This is a genomic window from Phenylobacterium sp., assembly GCF_036263695.1.
GTDB lineage: Bacteria > Pseudomonadota > Alphaproteobacteria > Caulobacterales > Caulobacteraceae > Phenylobacterium.
The window spans coordinates 1-16255 of the sequence record NZ_DATAGM010000303.1; the positions used below are offsets into that span (position 1 = coordinate 1).

The following is a 16255-nucleotide window of genomic DNA, read 5'->3' on the forward strand; positions in this document are numbered from 1 at the left end:
GCTGAACAGCGTCGTCACCCGCGGCCGCCCGGACGCCCAGCCGATCTCGGCCCACGCCTACCTCGACGCCCTGGACGCCCAATACCGCACCCGCGCCAAATGGGCGCAGGTGTTCGCTGACGTGGACGTGGTTCTGGCGCCGGTGTTCGGAAGCCTCGCCTTCCCGCACACCGACCTGAGTTGGGGAGAGCGGGCGCTGCTGATTGACGGCGCCGAGACCCCCTATGGCGCGCAGCTGGCCTGGCCGAGCCTGGCGCTGTTCGGGAACCTGCCGGCCACTGTCTTCCCCGCCGGCCTCAGCGCCCAGGGCCTGCCGGTGGGTCTGCAGGCCATCGGCCCGTTCCTGGAGGACCGCACGCCGCTCGCCTTCGCCGCAGCGGTCGAACGCGAGCTGGGCCGCGCCTTCCAGCCCCCGCCGCTGAAGGCGCTCGAGCCGGCCTGACGCCGGGCTCCCGCTCCGCAAACGACCCGGCGTTCACGATCACCCGCAGTGAGCGGGTAACCATTTCTTCAACGCGTCAGGGTTACGCAACACCGGGGACGTTCGCGTTCAAAGACAACGCGTTCAGCGGCGCTGTTCGGCCCCGCTGAGTGGACGGGCGGGGGAAATGATTCGTTCGATGCAGATGGCCGGCGCCTGGTGCGCTCTAGGCGAGTCCCGGACTGGGGCTGGCGCATGAGTGAACCGTACAAGGCCGCTTCGACGCACGACCTGGAACGCCGGCTCGCCTTCGTCGGGCTCGACGAGGCGGCCCGCGGCCGCATGGCCTCCACCGCGCCGATCGCCCGCCGCGTGCTGCCGGAGGCGGTGACCGGCCTTTACGCCCAGCTCGGCGACTTCGCCGACACCCGCGAGATTTTCGCCCAGGTCGACGTCACCCGCGCCACCGCGCGGCACGTCGACCACTGGGTTTCGCTGGCTGCCGGCCAGCTCGACGCCGACTTCGCCCGCCGGGCCCGCGCGCTGGGCGAGTCCAACGCCAAGCTCGGCATGGACGCCCGCTGGTACATCGGCGGCTATGCGGTGATCCTGGAGAAGCTGGTCCGCGGCGTCCTCAGCGAAAGCATCAAGGCCGGCGGTTTGGGCGGGGTTCGCAAGACCGACCGCGACAAGGCGATCGACGGCGTCGGCGCCCTGATCAAGACCGCCATGCTCGACCTGGAGCTGGGCCTGGCCGTTTACCTGGAAGGGGCCGAGGCCGCACGCGCCGAAGCCCGCGCCGCCCAGGAGAAGGCCGAGGCCGAGCAGAAGGCGGTGGTCGGCGGTTTGGCGGAAGCGCTGGACCGGCTCGCCCGCGGCGACCTCACCTTCCGCCTCGATCAGGCCTTCCCGGGCGAGTACGACGAGCTGCGCCGCGACTTCAACGAAGCCGCCGCCCGGCTGGAAGACGCCATGACGGTGATCCAGGCCAACGCCGCCGCGATCCGCAGCGGGGCCGAAGCCATCGCGGGCGCCTCCGACGAACTGGCCAGCCGCACCGAACAGCAGGCCGCCAGCCTGCAGGAAACCGCCGCGGCCCTCGACCAGATCACCGCCACGGTGAAACGCACCAGCGAAGGCGCTTCCCAGGCTGACGGCGCCGCCCGTGAAGCCAAGTCAGAGGCCGAGAAGAGCGGCGTGGTCGTCAATGAGGCGGTCGCGGCCATGAGCGGCATCGAGCAGTCCGCCAAGCAGATCAGCCAGATCATCGGCGTGATCGATGAGATCGCCTTCCAGACCAGCCTGCTGGCGCTGAACGCCGGCGTCGAAGCCGCCCGAGCGGGCGAAGCCGGCCGCGGCTTCGCCGTCGTCGCCTCGGAAGTGCGGGCCCTGGCCCAGCGCTCGGCCGAAGCGGCCAAGGAGATCAAGACCCTGATCAGCGCCTCGACGGCGCAGGTCGGCTCGGGCGTCGAGCTGGTCAACAACACCGGCGAGGCCCTGACCCGGATGGTCACCAAGGTGACCGAGATTTCCACCCTCGTGGCCGAGATCGCCGCCTCCGCCCGCGAGCAGTCGACGGGCCTGGCCCAGGTCAACACGGCCATCAACGAGATGGACCAGGTGACCCAGCGCAACGCCGCCCAGGTCGAGCAGGGCGCCACCTCCGGCCATGCGCTGCTCACCGAGGCCGATGCGCTGACCCGCAGCATTGAGCGGTTCAAGCTCAGCGAGGCCGCGCCGATCGCGCCCCGCATCGCCCACGCGCCGACCCCGGCGCTGAAGTCGACCGGCCGCGGCGGCGCCGCGCGCAAGCTCGAGCCGGCCCACGTCGAAGCCGAAGAAGGCTGGGAGGAATTCTGATGGCGGATACCGCCGTACTCAGCCTCACCCCGATTCTCGACCTGCAGGCGGCCGAGCCCCTGCGCGCTGAACTCATGGTGCTGAGGGGACGCCCCTTGAGCATCGATGCGTCGCAGGTCAGCCGCCTCGGCGGCCTGTGCCTGCAAGTGTTGATCTCGGCTCAGAAGACCTGGGCCGAGGACGGTCATCCGCTTTCCGTGGATGAGCCGTCGGAGGCGTTCACCGAACAACTGGCCGGCTTCGGAGACCCCGAGCTGCGCTTCCTGCCCGAAGGGGGAGCTTCGTGACCAAGACAGTTCTGACGATCGACGACTCGCGCACCATGCGCGAGATGCTGAGCATGGCGCTGGTGCAGGCGGGTTACCGCGTGATCCAGGCCGTCGACGGCGTGGAAGGGCTGGAGATCCTGAAGAGCGAGGGGGCCGATGTCGTGATCACCGACATCAACATGCCTCGGCTTGACGGCTTCGGCGTCATCGAGGGGGTGCGGGCCAATCCCGACCACCGCGCCACGCCGATCCTGGTGCTGACCACCGAAAGCGACGTGGCCAAGAAGGAGCGCGCGCGCCAGGCCGGGGCCACCGGCTGGATCGTGAAGCCCTTCAATCCCGTCAAGCTGGTCGACGCCGTCCGCCGCGTCGCGGCCTGACCGTCGGCCGCCAAGACCCCAACCCGGAGCGCCCCTTGGATCCGTTCGAGAGCATCAAGGCGACCTTCTTCCAGGAATGCGAAGAGCTGCTGACCGATCTCGAGTCGGGGCTGCTCGCCATGGAACGGGGCGAGAAGGACTCGGAGACGATCAACGCCGTCTTCCGGGCGGTGCATTCCGTCAAGGGCGGCGCCGGCGCTTTCGGCCTGGAGGAGCTGATCCGCTTCGCCCACGTCTTCGAGACGGCGCTGGACCTGATCCGCTCGGGCAAGATCGAGCCGACCGACGAGGTCGTGAAGATCCTGCTGCGGGCCAACGACGTGCTCGCCGACCACGTGCAGGCCGCCCGCAGCGACGGCTCGGTCGAGCACTCGCGCTCGGCGGCCATGCTGGACGAGCTGCAGACGCTGATCGGCGCCGAAGCGGCGGCGGCGTTGGAGGATGGCGGCGACGACGAGGACGACTTCGGCTTCACGCCGGTCCAGATGGTCGTCGAGGACGGCGGCGAGGCGCCCGCGGCCGAAGCCGAACCGCCCACCGGGCCCGGCGCCCGCGTCTGGCGCATCGAGTTCCAGCCCAAGCCGGAGATGTACGTCAAGGCCAACGAGGCCGGCCTGGTGCTGCGCGAGCTCGCGCGGCTGGGTTCGACCGAGGTCGACGTGGACGGCGCCGAGGTGCCGCCGCTCGACCAGTTGATGGCCGAGCACGCCTATCTGCGCTGGACCATCAAGCTCACGACGGACCAGGACGAAGCCGCGATCCGCGAGGTCTTCGAGTTCGTGGAGGACGACTGCGTTCTCACCATCACCGAGGAGACCGGCGGCGAGACCTTCGAAGACGAACCGCCCGCCGTGGTCCCGCCGCAGGACGAGTTCGACCCGGCCGCGCTGCTGGCTCGCCTGACCGGCGCGGCGCCCGCCGCCGAAGCCCCGGCGGCCGAGGCTCCCCCCGAGCCGGCCGCGCCCGCGCCCCCCGCAGCGGAACCCGAAGGCATGGACGTCGCCGGCCTGATCGCCATGGCCCAGAAGGCCACCACCGACGCCGAGCCCGCGGCCGAGCCGGCGCCGAAGGCGGCCCCCGCCGCCGCCGCTTCCGCACCGCCGTCGAGCACGGCCTCCGCGCCGGCGGCCACCATCCGCGTCGACCTGGACCGGGTCGACCGCCTGATCAACGCGGTCGGCGAACTGGTCATCCAGCAGGCGATGCTGTCCCAGCGCGTCATCGAGAGCGGCCTCGCCCGGTCGTCCGCCGTGGCCCTGGGCCTCGAGGACCTGGAGCTGCTGACCCGGGAGATCCAGGACAGCGTCATGGCCATCCGGGCGCAACCGGTGAAGTCGGTCTTCCAGCGGATGCCGCGGCTGGTCCGCGAATGCGCCGACATGACCGGCAAGAAGGTGCGCCTGGTCATGGAGGGCGAGAACACCGAGGTCGACAAGACCGTCATCGAGCGGCTGAGCGACCCCATCACCCACATGCTGCGCAACGCCATCGACCACGGCCTGGAGACCCCGGCCGACCGGGAGATGGAAGGCAAGCCGGTGGAGGGCACCGTTCGCTTGGCCGCCCTGCACCGCGGCGGGCGGATCGTCATCGAGGTCTCGGACGACGGCCGCGGCATCAACCGCGAGCGGGTCCGCAACATCGCGGTCTCCAAGGGGCTCATCGCCGAGGACGCGGTGCTGACCGAGGACGAGACCGACAACCTGATCTTCCTGCCCGGCTTCTCCACCGCCGAGACCATCTCCGACCTCTCCGGCCGCGGCGTCGGCATGGACGTGGTCAAGCGCTCGGTGCTGGCCCTGGGCGGGCGGATCTCCATCAGCTCCGAGCCCGGCAAGGGCAGCAAGTTCTCCATGAGCCTGCCGCTCACCCTGGCGGTGCTGGACGGGATGGTGGTGACCTCCGCCGAGCAGACGCTGGTCGCCCCGCTCTCGAACATCGTCGAGAGCCTGACCCCGAAGGCCGAGGAGGTGCACTACATCGGCGGGCAGGATGCGGTGATCCGCATCCGCGACACCTTCGTGCCGCTGATCGACGTGGGCCGGGCGCTCGGCTTCCGCGACACGCCCCTTAACGCCGCCGACTCCGTGGCCATCCTGGTCGAGAGCGAAGGCGGCGGCAAAGCAGCCCTGCTGGTCGACGCCATCCAGGGCCAGCGCCAGGTCGTCATCAAGTCGCTGGAGGCCAACTACCAGCACGTGGAGGGGGTCGCCGCGGCGACCATCCTGGGCGACGGCCGGGTGGCCCTGATCCTCGACGTCGACGCGCTCGTCACAACATCGCGCCGCAAGTCGGCGCCCCGTGAAAAACGAATGGCGGTTTGAACATGACCGAGACCCAAGCCCCCCAAGGAACCGGCCAGCGGCGCGAGCTGATCTCGTTCCGCATCGGCGACCAGGAGTACTGCGTCGACATCATGTCGGTGCGGGAGATCCGCGGCTGGACGCCGGCCACCCCCCTGCCCCGCACGCCTTCCTTCGTGAAGGGCGTCATCAACCTGCGCGGCGCGGTGCTGCCGATCATCGACCTGGGCGCCCGCCTGGGCCTGGAGACCTCGGCGCCGACCGCCCGGCACGTGATCATGGTGGTGAAGATCGGCGACCGCACCCTCGGCCTGCTGGTCGATGCGGTCAGCGACATCATCAACCTGACCGAAGACATGGTGCAGCCGACGCCGGACGTCGCCTGCGACCAGGTGAAGACCTTCGTCAAAGGGCTGTTCGCCCTGGAAGGCCGGATGGTCAGCCTCATCGCCCTCGACCGTGTGCTGCCGGAGACCGAAGCCGAGGCTGCATGACGAGAAGTTCCGGCCCCAGCGAGCAGGCGGCAGGCCCCGGCATCGTCGAGGGCGAATTTCTGCTGACCGCCAGCGACTTCCAGACGATCGCCCAGATCGTCCACGCGCACGCCGGCATCTACCTGCCGGAGGGCAAGGCCGCGCTCGTCTACTCGCGCCTGGCCAAGCGGCTGCGCGCCTTGGGACTGCGCAACTTCCGGGAATACTGCCAGCTGGTGGAGACCGCCGGCGGCGTCGACGAGCGCCAGGCGATGACCGCCGCGCTGACCACCAACGTCACCCGCTTCATGCGCGAGCCGCACCACTTCGAGCATCTGGAGCACGAGGTGATGCCGGCGCTGGCCCGCCGGGCCCGCGCGGGCGGCCGCGTGCGCCTGTGGTCGGCCGCCTGCTCGAATGGGCAGGAGCCCTACTCCATCGCCATCACCGTCCTGTCGGCGCTGCCCGAGGCCTGCAGCCTGGACGTGAAGATCCTGGCGACCGACATCGACCCCAACATGGTCGCCGACGGGAAGACGGGGATCTACAACGACGACGCGCTCGAAGCGCTGCCCCTTCATCATCGCCGCAAGTGGTTCGAGAAGGTCGCGACAGGCTGGTCGGTGGCCCCGGAGCTGCGCAGCCTGGTGGCGTTCCGCGAGCTCAACCTCGTCGGCCAGTGGCCGATGAAGGGCCGTTTCGACGTCATCTTCTGCCGCAACGTGGTCATCTACTTCGACGATGAGACCCAGGAGCGCGTCTGGGAGCGGTTCGTGCCGGCCATGAACGAGGGCGGCGTGCTCTACATCGGCCACTCCGAACGGGTGAGCGGCCGAGCCATGAACCAGCTCGAGACCTGCGGCCTGACCGCCTACCAGTTGAGGAAAGCCGTATGACCGTCCGCGTACTGGTGGTCGATGACTCCGCGACGATGCGCAGCCTGATCGCCGCCTCGCTGCGGATGGACCCGGAGATCGAGGTCCTCGGCTTCGCCAACGATCCCATTGAGGCCCGCGAGGCGATCAAGCGCCTCAACCCCGACGTCATCACCCTGGATGTCGAGATGCCGCACATGAACGGCCTCGATTTCCTCGAAAAGATCATGCGCCTCAGGCCGATGCCCGTGGTGATGGTCTCGACGCTGACCCAGGCCGGCGCCGAGGCGACCATCTCGGCGCTGCAGCTCGGCGCTGTCGACTGCATCGGCAAGCCGGCCGGCGGCGTCTCCGCCTCTGAGGCCTTCCACGACCTTCCGGAGAAGGTGAAGGCCGCGGCCCGCTCGCAGGTGCGCCCCTACGAGGGTCCGGTCACCGCGCCGGTGCCGCCGCCCAAGCCGGAGTACGTGCCGGAGGACGTGGTCGTCGCCATCGGCTCCTCCACCGGCGGGGTCGAGGCGCTGATGACCCTGCTCTCCAGCTTCCCGGCCAACTGCCCGCCGACGGTGATCACCCAGCACATGCCGGCCGCCTTCACCAAGAGCTTCGCCGATCGTCTGAACCGCGTTTGCGCGGCCAACGTCGCCGAGGCCCACGACGGCGCCCGGCTGAAGCCCGGCTACATCTGGCTGGCGCCCGGCGGCTCTCACCACCTCGAGGTCGTCCACCACAGCGCCCCGTCCTGCCGGCTGGTCGAGGCCGAACCGGTCAACGGCCACCGCCCGTCCGTCGACGTGCTGTTCCACTCTGTCGCCAACCTCAAGCGGGCCGCCGTCGGGGTGATCCTGACCGGCATGGGCAAGGACGGCGCCGAGGGCCTGCTGGCCATGCGCCGGGGCGGCGCCCACACGCTGGGCCAGGACGAGGCCAGCTGCGTTGTCTACGGCATGCCCCGGGCCGCGTATGAACGCGGGGCCGTCGAGAAGGAGCTGCCGCTCCACCGCCTGAGCAACGCGATCCTGAACCTGTGCGCGGCCAAAGAGCCGCAACGGAGCGCCTGATGCCCGCCGCCTCTTCCCTCAAGACGCTCATCGTCGACGACCAGCAGACGATGCGGAGCCTCGTGCGGACCAGCCTGCACGCGCTCGGCATCAGCAACACCAAGGAAGTCGCCGATGGCGAGGACGCCCTGCGCTTCCTGCTGACCGCTCAGGTCAACCTGGTGATCACCGACTTCAACATGCCCAAGCTGGACGGCCTGGGCCTGCTGCGCGCCATCCGCGCCCACCCGCCGATCGCCAAGACCGCGGTGATCATGCTGACCGGCCGCGCCGACCGCGAATTGGTGCAGAGGGCGGTGCAGTTCGGCGTCAACAACTACCTGGTGAAGCCCTTCACCACCCAGACCCTCAAAGAAAAAATCGAAGCGGTGTTCGGCGCCCTGACATGACGGATACCGCCCTCTCCTCCCGGCCCCAGCGCCGCCTCAACGTCATTCAGGGCGAGTACCTGGTCTCCAACGACCCGGACGTGTTCCTGACGACAATCCTGGGCAGCTGCGTGGCCGTCTGCCTGCGCGATCCCGATCGCGGCGTGGGCGGCATGAACCACTTCCTGCTGCCCGAGGGGCAGGCCGACTCCACAGAGGACGCCCGCCGCTACGGCGTCCACGCGATGGAGCTCTTGATCAACGCCCTGCTGCACCAGGGGGCCCAGCGCGGCCGGCTTGAAGCCAAGCTGTTCGGCGGGGCGCGGATGTTCAACGGCCTGTCAGACGTCGGCGCCGCTAACGCCGCCTTCGCCGAGCGCTTCCTGCGGGACGAGGGCATCAGCGTCGCCAGCGCCAGCCTCGGCGGCGTCGGCGCCCGCCGGCTGAAGTACTGGCCGGTCAGCGGCCGGGCGCAGCAGAAGATTGTCGAGGACAAGGCCGAGCTGAAGCAGCTCAACCTGAAGCCCCCGCCGGCGCCGGTCGTGGCCGAAGGTGACCTGGAGCTGTTCTGATGAGCGCCGCCGTCCCCTCAGCCGACATCTTCGTGGCGCTGGCGCTTGAACTGGAGCGCGCCGGCCAGCTGTGCGACCAACTCGAGACGGTCATGGCCCGGCTGGTCGAGGCCAGCGGCATGGCCGCGCCCGAAGACGCAATGCGGGACGCCCAAGCGGTGGACGCGCTGGGTCAGCACCTGCGGGGGCTGGCGCGGTTCGTCGAGACCCTATCGCAACAAGGTAAGGGATCCGTCGGATACGACGTCGTTCCCGCCCTGAAGACCATCACCCTCGCCGCCCTCGCCGCACGCCTCGCCGCGGAGACCGGTCAGGCGAGCGGCGCCCACGCACCCGGACACGAGGAGGGAGAGCTGCAGCTCTTCTGAGCCAATGAGCACATTCGGCCTGCCTCCTGAAATGCGCGTCAACCTCGAGCGCACGCGGCTCCTGTTGTGCGACGACAACGAGCAGGCCCTGTCGGTCGAGAGCGCGATGTTCCGCGGCTTCGGCATGCACCGGCAGTACAAGGCCAGCAACGCCAAGGAGGCCATGGGGATCATCTCCTCCCGCGAGGTGGACCTGATCGTCATGGACTGCGGCATGCCGGACATGGACGGCTACGACTTCGTCAAATGGCTGCGTACCGAGGGCCCGGGCGATGCGGCCTACATCCCCGCCATCCTGATGACCGGCCACGCGGCCCGCAGCCTGGTGGAGAAGAGCCGCGACTGCGGCGCCAACTTCGTGATCTCCAAGCCCTTTACGCCTGCGGTGCTGCTACAGCGGGTGTTCTGGGTCGCCAAGGACGAACGGCAGTTCGTGCGCACCGCGGGGTACGTCGGGCCGGACCGGCGGGTCAGAAACCTCGGCCCGCCCCCGGGCAAGAAGGGCCGCCGTTCCACCGACCTGTCCCTGAAGGTTGGGGCCGCAAAGGACCCCAACATGGACCAGTACGAAATCGACTCGCTGATGAAGCCGCAGAAAGTGATCCTATGAGCGACCCCAACCTGTTCAAGGTCACCTCGCGGCTGTCGGAGCAGGTCGATCGTCCGGGCGGCATGACCGCCCAGATCGCCATCCAGCGCGTCACCCACGAGATGTCGGCCGAAGCGAGCCGGTCGCGCGAAGTCGTGGGGGAGAGCCTCACCCAGCTCGAGCAGCTCTGTAAGGAGCAGACCGTCGGCATGGACGCCGTCTACGACGTGGCCACCGCGGTCATCGACGTGGCCGGCCTGTTCGACGAGCGGGTCCTCTGCGACGCCGCCTACAGCCTCTGCGAACTCACCGACCGGCTGCGCACCCAGGAGAAGGTCGACTGGTCGGCGGTGGCCGTCCACGTCGAGGCCCTGAAGCTCATCTACGGCGTCGACCCGCGGAACACCGCCCAGTTCCGCCCCGTGGTGGACGGCCTGTGGAAGGTCACCGACAAGTACAAGGAACCCGCCGAGGAAGCGCCGGCGGAGTAGCAAACTCCGTCACCCGGCCGGAGCGCAGCGCAGAGCCGGGATCCAGACAACCGTGCGAGGCCTCTGGGTCCCGGATCGGCCTTTCGGCCGTCCGGGATGACAAAGAAGGCGCCTACGGCGCCTCGTTCGACCAGATGATGGTGCCGGAGGCGGCGAACATGCCGCCGACGCCGTGGCTGATGCTGATCTTGGCGCCTTCCACCTGGGCCGGGGCCGTGCCGCGCATCTGACGGATCGACTCCTGCATGGCGTACATGCCGTACATGCCCGAGTGCATGTACGAGAGGCCGCCGCCGTTGGTGTTCAGCGGCAGCTTGCCGCCGATGGCCGTGTTGCGCTCGTTGATGAAGTCCTTGGCCTCGCCCGGCTTGCAGAAGCCGAGATCCTCCAGGCCGTAGAGCGGCAGGTGGGCGAAGGCGTCGTAGATCATCAGGTGATCCACGTCATTGTGGCTGATGCCCGCCTCTTCGAAGGCCTTCTTGCCCGCGACCCGGAAGGCCTTGGACGAGGTGAAGTCCTCCATCTGGGAGACCATCGGGGTCTCGACGCTCTCGCCGGTGCCGAGGATATAGACCGGCTTCTGCGGGAAGTCCTTGGCCCGCTCGGCGCTGGTCAGGATCAGCGCGCCGCCGCCGTCGGTGACGAGGCAGCACATCAGCTTGCGGAACGGCCAGGCGATCATGTCCGAGTTGAGGACGTCGTCCACCGTGATCGGATCGCGGAAGCTGGCCCGCGGATTCTTGGCCGCCCACTCGCGCTGGATCACCGCGACGTTGGCGAGGTCCTCTTCCGTCACCCCGTAGGTCTTCATGTAGCGAAGCACGGGAACCGTGAACATGGTGGGCGGGCCCACCGGTCCGAACGGCGCCTCGAACTGCCCGGGCAGGCTGGAGCCGCCCATCATCCGCCCGCCGGCGCCGACGCGGGAGCGCCCGCTCTCGCCGTGGGTGATCAGGACGGTCTCGCACAGCCCTTCATTGATCGCCGCCGCCGCGTGGCGGACGTGCAGCATGAAGGAGCAGCCGCCGACGCTGGTGCCGTCGGCGTATTTGGGCGTGATGCCCAGATAGTGGGCGAGCGAGGTGGGGCTCTCGCCGGCGGTGGCCACGCCGTCGATATCGGACGGCTTGAGGCCGGCGTCGGCCATGGCGTTGAGCGCCGCGTCGGCGTGCAGCTGGATCACCGACATGTCCGGGATCTTGCCCAGGCGCGTGGTTTCGGCCGCCCCGACGACGGCTACGGTCTTTGGCTTCATGGGTTCAGCCCTCCGCCGGCTCGAACAGGGGAAGGGCGGTTTCGCCCACGGGCAGGAAGGTGACCTTCACCGGCATGTCCAGCTTCAGCGCCTCGGGCGTTTGCGGACAGTTGACGATGTTGGTCATCATCTGGACGCCTTCCTCCAGCTTCACCACCGCGATTGAGTGGGGCTCGGTCCCGAGGTCCGGGCGCGGGCGATGGTTGATCACGTAGCTCCAGAGGACGCCGCGGCCGCTGGCCTTGAAGACCTCCACATCCCGCGAGGCGCACTTCGGGCAGAAGGGCCTGGGCGGGAAGTAGGTGTTGCTGCACTTGGTGCAGCGTTGCAGGCGAAGCTCGCCCTCCTTGCAGCCGTCCCAGAAATGTTGGGTCTCTGGCGTGGGCTGGGGCGCCATCCGAGGTGGCATGAAATTCCGTCCCCTTTGAAATTCGTTGGCTTCAAATCCCGGCGGACCGGGCGGGCGACAACAAAGACGAGGTTGGGCGGCTTGTCGATAAGCCTCAGCTCATCCGCATCCAGAACGCGCCTGGACCGGCCCAGGCCGGCGGTCTTGGACTCGCGGGCTGCTCGACAGGCTCGGGAGGGCTCATGGCGAGAATCTAGCCCACGCCCACGCTTGCGTCATATTCGCCCATTCCGCAGGGGCACGTTCGACCCGACTCAACAGCTTAGCTAAACGCCGTTCACTGACCGCACGTCCGTGCGGGACTTGGGAGGCTTTGCTTTGAAGGTGAGTATGAAACTGGCGCTCGTGTCCGGCGCCGCGCTTAGCGTTTGGGCAGGCCAGGCCGTCGCCCAAGAGGCCGTCGTCGAGGAGCTGGTGGTCACCGCCCGCCGGACCGAGGAGAACCTGCAGACCACGCCCGTGGCCATCTCGGCCTTCTCCGAGGCGATGCTGCAGCGGCAGGGCGCGACCCAGATCACCGACCTGCAGGGCGCAGTTCCCAACCTGAACCTGGTCCAGGGTCGGGCCTCGTCCAACTCCACCAACATCTACATCCGCGGCGTCGGCCAGCCGGACGCGCTGCAGACCTTCGACCCGGCCGTTGGCGTCTACATCGACGACGTCTACATCAGCCGGATTCGCGGCACCCAGTTCGATCTCCTCGATCTGCAACGGGTCGAGGTGCTGCGCGGGCCGCAGGGCACCCTCTACGGCAAGAACACCATCGGCGGGGCCCTCAAGCTGGTCACCCGGCGGCCCGGCCAGGAGGTCCGCTCGCAGGCCTCCGCCAGCGTCGGGAACTACGGCCTCTTCGAAGCCAAGCTGGCCCTTTCCGGCCCGGTCACCGACACCCTGGCCGCCGGCTTCGCCGCCTCCGGCTCGACTCGCGACGGCTATGTCGAGGACCCGGTGACCGGCCAGGAGTACAACGACAAGAAAACGCTCAGCCTGCGCACCGCCGTGGCCTGGACGCCGACCGACGCCACCACCGTGGACGTCACGGCCGACTACACCAAGGACGACTCGGCCCTCACCGTGGGCCAAGCGACCAACACCCTGAGCACCGCCTTCGGCCAGGTGCTGCGGGTGGTCCCGGCCAACCCGCCGGAGTTCAACTTCCAGGCCCGCACGGACCCGGGCCTGCCCAACTCCACGAAGTTCGAGCACTGGGGCGTGGCGGCCACCGTCACGCACGAGCTCTCCGAGGCGCTGACCTTCAAATCGATCACCGCCTACCGCAACCTCGACTCAGACGACTACATCGACTTCGACGCCACCGAACTCGAGGTCACCAGCGCCCTGGTGGCGGTGGACCAGGACCAGCTGAGCCAGGAGCTGCAGCTGGCCTACGACAACGGCCCCTGGCAGGCGGTGGGCGGCCTCTACTACCTCAAGGAAAACGTCGGCTCCTTCCAGCGCGCCGACGCGGACGCCTTCACCTTTCCCTTCACCTTCCTGCGCGTGGTCGGCGACGACCTGGAGACCACCAGCTGGGCGGCCTACGGCAACGTCAGCTACGCCCTGACCGAGCGCCTGCGCCTCTCCGGCGGCCTGCGCTACACGATGGAGGAGAAGGACTACTACCGGACCACCACGGTGACCTCGACCCTGGGGGCGCTGAACACCACCTTCGCCTTCCAGGGCGCCGAGGAGTGGGACGACGTCTCGCCCATGGTGTCGGTGGACTACCAGGCCACGGAGGACCTGTTCCTCTATGGGCGGATCGCCAAGGGCTTCAAGTCCGGCGGCTTCAACGGCCGGGCCAACAACCCCGGCGAGGAACTGCCCTACGCGCCGGAGACCATGGTCTCCTACGAGGCCGGCCTGAAGAGCACCCTGCTGGACGGGCGGATGCGCGCCAACGCCACCGTGTTCTACAACGACTACCAGGACTTCCAGGCCCGTGTCGGCCGCGCCATCGTCTCCCCGAGCCAGCCGGTGCCAACCATCGACTTCGCGGTGCTGAACGCTGGCCAGCTGGAAATCTGGGGGGCCGAACTGGAGATCGCGGCCAACCCGATCCCGCAGCTGACGCTGAACGCCGAGATCGGCTACCTGAACGCCGAGTACGGCGAGTTCTTCGAGCAGCGGCCCACGGCCACGGCCGGCGTGTTCACAACGCTTGACCGCAGCTGGCAGACCCCGGCCTTCGCGCCGGAATGGACCGCCCGCTTCGCCGGCGCCTATGAGTTCGAGCTCGGCGACGCCGGCTCGGTCACCCTGGGCGCCCAGACCCGCTACCGTTCGGAAGCGGCGCTGGCGGTGGACAACGCCGACCTCGTCACCCGTCAGCGCTACGCTGGCATGTGGCAGGAGGACTACTGGCTCGTCGACGCCCAGCTGGTCTGGGAGAACGCCGACAAGACGCTCTCCGCCGGCCTCTACGGCAAGAACCTGACGGACGAAGTCTACAAGACCGACGCCCAGGAGTTCTCCTCGGTCGGCGGCATCCGCACCGCCTACTACGGCGCGCCGCAGACCTGGATGCTGACGGTCACCTTCCGCCACTAGTCCGTAAACGGACGACGCCTCAGAGGGCCCGCGTTCCGGCGCGGGCCCTTCTTCATTGCGTCGCCGCTTCTAGACGGGCGAGCCGGCCACCATCCGCCGCTCGGTCGAGGCGCGCAGCTCGGCCCAGATGAGGGCCTCCAGCTCCCTCGCCGCCTCGCCGTCTGCCGTCTCCACCGCCTCGTGCAGCGCCAGCAGGGCGGCGCGGAGCTCGGCGTTCGCCTTCTCCAGCGCCGAGATGCGGAAGTCCTCGTCCGCCTGAGAAATGGCGCGCCAGCGTCCCTTCCCCATCACCTCTTCGCCTCGGGCCAGGATCGGCCGGATCGCCCGGTTCTCCTCCACCAGGGCGTGGGCCATGCCGTCCCACCGCTGGGCCGCGAGGCTGAGCAGCATGGCTGAAAGGCCGAGGTTCGCCCCCTTCTCCGCCGGATCGCCCCCAGGCGCGAGGCTGCGACCGATCAGTCCGGCGATCTCGCCGAGGACTTCGGGAACCTTGGGTGTCATAGCCGCCCCATCACCTTCAGCATCGCCCGGTCCTGGGCGTTCTGCAGCGCCCAGGGCGGGTAGACCATGATCGGCTCGCGGTTGCCGCCGTCGATCCAGGCCTTGCCCGACGAGATCCAGATCGCCTGGCCTTTGACGCAGCCCATCAGTTCCCACCAGTGCAGGGCGTCGGGGTCGGCCTTCAGGCCGCTGGCGCTCTCCCAGGCGGCGACGGCTTCATCTCGCGGCAGCAGGCCGCCGACCAGACCTCGCCCGAAACTCCACACCGGATTGAAGCTCCAGCCCAGGTCCTCGAGGGGATCGCCCAGATGGCACATCTCCCAGTCGAGGACGCCGTGCACCCCGCCTTCTGTGTCGTACAGGAAGTTGCCCGTCCGATAGTCGCCATGCACCACGCTCAGCCGAGGCGGCGGCGGGGGCGGGTGGGCGCGCAGCCAGCGGATGGCGGCGCGGACGATCGGCAGGGGCTCGGTCTCGTCGTCGTCGAGCACCCCTTCCCAGTGGTCCAGCTCGCGCCGCCAGCTGTCCTCCGGCGTCGCCGGCGGCAGCACCGTGGTCAGGCCCAGCGCCTGCGGGTCGGCCTTGGCGATCTCACCGAGAATCGTCCACTTCCGCCGGCCAAGCTCGGCGTGGCAGGCGAGGTAGGGCTCGGTCCACAACGTTCCCGGCCCGGCCTGGAATCCGCTGATCTCCTCGGCGATGAAGAACGGGTGGTCGAGGGCGTCGCTCTCCTCCTCGAGGTAGAGCATCTCCGGCACCGGCACCGCCGAGTTCCGGAAGGCGCGGTAGGCCTCGAACTCGATCCGCCGCTCTGTCTCGATCAGGCTGGCGGGCGGGTCGCGCCGCAGGATCAGCCGCCGCTCCCGCGTCTCGCCGTCTTCGCGCCAGGTCAGCCGGAAGCGGTAGGTCTCCCGGGATGCGCCGCCGGCGATGCGGCTGAGCTGATCGACGGCGACGTCCGACGTGTCCGGCATCTTCCCGGCCAGGTAGGCGGCGAGCCGCGGCTCCAGCGGGTGGCTCACGCCGCCTCGAACCGCACCGGCAGGGCTTTGGGCCCGTTCACGAACACCGCTTCGCTCATGCGGGGCTGACCGTCGAGTTCCAGGCGGTCGATCCGGGGAAGCAACTCCTCCCACAGAATCCGCATCTCCATCTTCGCCAAGTGCTGGCCGAGGCACAGATGCGCGCCATAGCCGAACGCCAGGTGCCGGTTGGGACTGCGATCGACGCGGAACTCCTGCGGATCGTCGAACACCGCCTCGTCTCGGTTGCCCGAGGCGTAGCAGAGCATCAGCCAGTCGTCCTTGCGCATCTGCCGGCCGGCGAACTCGGTATTCTCTGCGGCGGTGCGCATAAAGGTCTTTACCGGCGTCGTCCAACGGATGGATTCGTCGACCAGTCCCGGGATCAGCGACGGGTCGGCCTTCACCTTCGCCAGCTGCTCGGGCCGCTCGGCGAGCGCCCAAAGCGCTCCCGCTGTGGACGAGGAAGTCGTGTCGTGCCCGGCGGT

19 protein-coding genes and 1 pseudogene are annotated in these 16255 nt (G+C 69.0%); 15 read left to right on the forward strand and 5 right to left on the reverse strand.

Annotation, left to right across the window (positions count from 1 at the left end; all coding sequences use genetic code 11):
* From VHK87_RS12285 to VHK87_RS12350, 14 genes and pseudogenes are all read left to right on the forward strand, one after another.
* Positions 1 to 442: amidase family protein (locus VHK87_RS12285; protein ID WP_329635184.1), on the forward strand; the 442-nt coding region annotated here is incomplete at its 5' end.
* A 234-nt stretch (positions 443 to 676) separates the two neighbouring features.
* Positions 677 to 2281, forward strand: a complete 1605-nt coding sequence (locus VHK87_RS12290; RefSeq protein WP_329635185.1) for a methyl-accepting chemotaxis protein — start codon at positions 677 to 679, stop codon at positions 2279 to 2281.
* Positions 2281 to 2568 carry an STAS domain-containing protein gene (locus VHK87_RS12295; RefSeq protein ID WP_329635186.1) on the forward strand — a complete coding sequence of 96 codons (288 nt, stop codon included), beginning with the start codon at positions 2281 to 2283 and terminating at the stop codon, positions 2566 to 2568. Before VHK87_RS12290 ends, VHK87_RS12295 begins: the two co-directional genes overlap by 1 nt.
* Entirely contained in the window at positions 2565 to 2930 is a 366-nt protein-coding gene (locus VHK87_RS12300) for a response regulator (protein WP_329635187.1), read from the forward strand. Before VHK87_RS12295 ends, VHK87_RS12300 begins: the two co-directional genes overlap by 4 nt.
* A 35-nt stretch (positions 2931 to 2965) precedes the next feature.
* Entirely contained in the window at positions 2966 to 5254 is a 2289-nt protein-coding gene (locus tag VHK87_RS12305) for a chemotaxis protein CheA (RefSeq protein ID WP_329635188.1), read from the forward strand.
* A gap of 2 nt (positions 5255 to 5256) precedes the next feature.
* Positions 5257 to 5727 carry a chemotaxis protein CheW gene (locus VHK87_RS12310; RefSeq protein ID WP_329635189.1) on the forward strand — a complete coding sequence of 157 codons (471 nt, stop codon included), beginning with the start codon at positions 5257 to 5259 and terminating at the stop codon, positions 5725 to 5727.
* The gene (locus VHK87_RS12315) at positions 5724 to 6602 is read left to right on the forward strand and encodes a protein-glutamate O-methyltransferase (protein WP_329635190.1); all 879 of its coding nucleotides are present in this window, start codon (positions 5724 to 5726) and stop codon (positions 6600 to 6602) included. The genes VHK87_RS12310 and VHK87_RS12315 overlap by 4 nt, the downstream gene beginning before the upstream one ends.
* On the forward strand, positions 6599 to 7642 hold the full coding sequence (locus tag VHK87_RS12320; RefSeq protein WP_329635191.1) for a chemotaxis response regulator protein-glutamate methylesterase: 1044 nt from the start codon (positions 6599 to 6601) through the stop codon (positions 7640 to 7642). Before VHK87_RS12315 ends, VHK87_RS12320 begins: the two co-directional genes overlap by 4 nt.
* Entirely contained in the window at positions 7642 to 8031 is a 390-nt protein-coding gene (locus VHK87_RS12325) for a response regulator (protein ID WP_329635192.1), read from the forward strand. Before VHK87_RS12320 ends, VHK87_RS12325 begins: the two co-directional genes overlap by 1 nt.
* Complete coding sequence (locus VHK87_RS12330; protein WP_329635193.1) at positions 8028 to 8582, forward strand: chemotaxis protein CheD; 555 nt, start codon at positions 8028 to 8030, stop codon at positions 8580 to 8582. The genes VHK87_RS12325 and VHK87_RS12330 overlap by 4 nt, the downstream gene beginning before the upstream one ends.
* A complete protein-coding gene (locus tag VHK87_RS12335) occupies positions 8582 to 8950 on the forward strand; it encodes a hypothetical protein (RefSeq protein WP_329635194.1) in 369 nt (122 codons plus the stop codon). The genes VHK87_RS12330 and VHK87_RS12335 overlap by 1 nt, the downstream gene beginning before the upstream one ends.
* A 4-nt stretch (positions 8951 to 8954) precedes the next feature.
* Positions 8955 to 9560 (forward strand): response regulator, encoded by a 606-nt coding sequence (locus tag VHK87_RS12340; RefSeq protein ID WP_329635195.1) that lies wholly within the window; start codon positions 8955 to 8957, stop codon positions 9558 to 9560.
* A complete protein-coding gene (locus VHK87_RS12345) occupies positions 9557 to 10030 on the forward strand; it encodes a hypothetical protein (RefSeq protein WP_329635196.1) in 474 nt (157 codons plus the stop codon). The genes VHK87_RS12340 and VHK87_RS12345 overlap by 4 nt, the downstream gene beginning before the upstream one ends.
* A 12-nt stretch (positions 10031 to 10042) precedes the next feature.
* Positions 10043 to 10168 (forward strand): annotated as a pseudogene (locus VHK87_RS12350) (hypothetical protein); the annotation flags it as partial.
* Here VHK87_RS12350 and VHK87_RS12355 read toward each other — a convergent pair.
* Positions 10143 to 11285 carry a thiolase C-terminal domain-containing protein gene (locus VHK87_RS12355; protein WP_329635197.1) on the reverse strand — a complete coding sequence of 381 codons (1143 nt, stop codon included), beginning with the start codon at positions 11283 to 11285 and terminating at the stop codon, positions 10143 to 10145. The pseudogene VHK87_RS12350 and the gene VHK87_RS12355 overlap by 26 nt on opposite strands.
* 4 nt (positions 11286 to 11289) lie before the next feature.
* A complete protein-coding gene (locus tag VHK87_RS12360) occupies positions 11290 to 11694 on the reverse strand; it encodes a Zn-ribbon domain-containing OB-fold protein (protein WP_329635198.1) in 405 nt (134 codons plus the stop codon).
* Positions 11695 to 12024: 330 nt separating this feature from the next.
* Here VHK87_RS12360 and VHK87_RS12365 point away from each other — a divergent pair, with 330 nt between their 5' ends.
* Positions 12025 to 14244, forward strand: coding sequence for a TonB-dependent receptor (locus tag VHK87_RS12365; RefSeq protein WP_329635199.1), 2220 nt, complete (start codon positions 12025 to 12027; stop codon positions 14242 to 14244).
* A gap of 69 nt (positions 14245 to 14313) precedes the next feature.
* Here the strand turns inward: VHK87_RS12365 and VHK87_RS12370 are convergent, their stop codons facing one another.
* From VHK87_RS12370 to VHK87_RS12380, 3 genes are all read right to left on the reverse strand, one after another.
* Positions 14314 to 14745: a hypothetical protein gene (locus tag VHK87_RS12370; RefSeq protein ID WP_329635200.1), complete on the reverse strand. Its 432-nt coding sequence runs from the start codon at positions 14743 to 14745 to the stop codon at positions 14314 to 14316.
* Complete coding sequence (locus VHK87_RS12375; RefSeq protein WP_329635201.1) at positions 14742 to 15767, reverse strand: phosphotransferase family protein; 1026 nt, start codon at positions 15765 to 15767, stop codon at positions 14742 to 14744. Before VHK87_RS12375 ends, VHK87_RS12370 begins: the two co-directional genes overlap by 4 nt.
* A partial coding sequence (locus VHK87_RS12380) for a cytochrome P450 (protein WP_329635202.1) occupies positions 15764 to 16255 on the reverse strand: 492 nt, incomplete at its 5' end. The genes VHK87_RS12375 and VHK87_RS12380, both read right to left, overlap by 4 nt.